The following is a 1,257-nucleotide window of genomic DNA, read 5'->3' as shown; positions in this document are numbered from 1 at the left end:
CTCTCCCCTCGTACCGTGGAGACCTGACCTAAGAAGGGTTGGGCGTGGGAGAGACCAGACGCAGGTTCGATCCGGAGTTCCGGGCGGGTGCGGTGCGCATCGTCCGGGAGACGGGTAAGTCCATCGCGCAGGTCGCCAGAGACCTGGGGATCAATGCGGGCACGCTGGCCAACTGGGTGCAGATGGACCGGCTGGCCCGCGAGCAGGACACCGGCTCCGACGGGGACCTGGCCGAGTCCGAGCGTGAAGAACTGGCGCGGCTGCGCAGGCAAAAGGCCGAGTGGGCCAAGGAACGCGCTGAGCTGGAGATGGAGCGTGATGTCCTCAAGCGCTCGGTGGTCCTCTGGGTCAAGGAAGCAACGGGCCGGTGAGCGTGGCGGCCTTTATCGCTTCCCAGAAGACCGACCATGATGTCCCCCACGCGCTGACCTGCCGAATCCTGGGTGTCTCGCAGGCCTGGTTCTACAAGTGGCGTGATCGGGTGCCCACCGCCCGACAACTGCGCCAAGACCAGTTGGATACGGCGATTGCCACAAGGTTTGCCACCTCCGCGGGCACCTACGGGTCCCCGCGGGTCACTCGGGACCTGCACCAGGACGGGTGGCGGGTCTCGGTCAACACCGTGGCGGCGCGGATGGCCGAACTCGGCCTGGTCGCCCGCGAGCGCTGCAAACCCCGAGGGCTGACCAGGCCGGGGAAGCGGCCGGCCGCACCCGATCTGGTGCGACGACAGTTCACGGCCGTCGCACCGGACGTGCTGTGGTGCGGCGATGTCACCGAGATCCCCACCAGCGAAGGCAAGCTCTATCTGGCCACGGTGGAGGACCTGTTCTCCCGTCGGATGCTCGGCTACGCCACCTCCGCCCACCACGACGCAGCCCTGACCATCGCCGCGTTGCAGATGGCCGCCGTTACCCGCGGCGGCGCCATCGACGGAGTGATCTTCCACAGCGACCGCGGCAGCGAATACACCGCCGCCCGCTTCCAGGCCGCCTGCCGGCACTGGGGCGTCGTGCAGTCCATGGGAAGGGTCGGCTGCGCCCTGGACAACGCAGCGGCCGAGTCGTTCAACTCCACCCTCAAAGTCGAGCTCGTCCACCGGCACCACTTCGCCACCCGCGACCAGGCACGCATGGAAATCGCCACCTGGATCGCCGACTTCTACAACACCCGCCGCCGGCACAGCGCCGCCGACGGGCTATCCCCGATCGAGTACGAGCAACGGATCATGGCCGCCCGAGCAGCCACCAGAGCGAG

2 protein-coding genes are annotated in these 1,257 nt (G+C 68.0%); both read left to right on the top strand.

Translation table 11 applies throughout. From position 1 onward, the window contains the following. Positions 1–44: 44 nt before the first annotated feature. The gene (locus tag Pph01_RS43195; RefSeq protein WP_239117424.1) at positions 45–371 is read left to right on the top strand and encodes a transposase; all 327 of its coding nucleotides are present in this window, start codon (positions 45–47) and stop codon (positions 369–371) included. After that, on the top strand, positions 368–1,257 hold an 890-nt coding region (locus Pph01_RS42445), incomplete at its 3' end, for an IS3 family transposase (protein ID WP_204078940.1). The genes Pph01_RS43195 and Pph01_RS42445, both read left to right, overlap by 4 nt.

Source organism: Planotetraspora phitsanulokensis, from assembly GCF_016863295.1.
Lineage (GTDB): Bacteria > Actinomycetota > Actinomycetes > Streptosporangiales > Streptosporangiaceae > Planotetraspora > Planotetraspora phitsanulokensis.
This window is presented reverse-complemented; position numbering and strand designations above follow the sequence as displayed.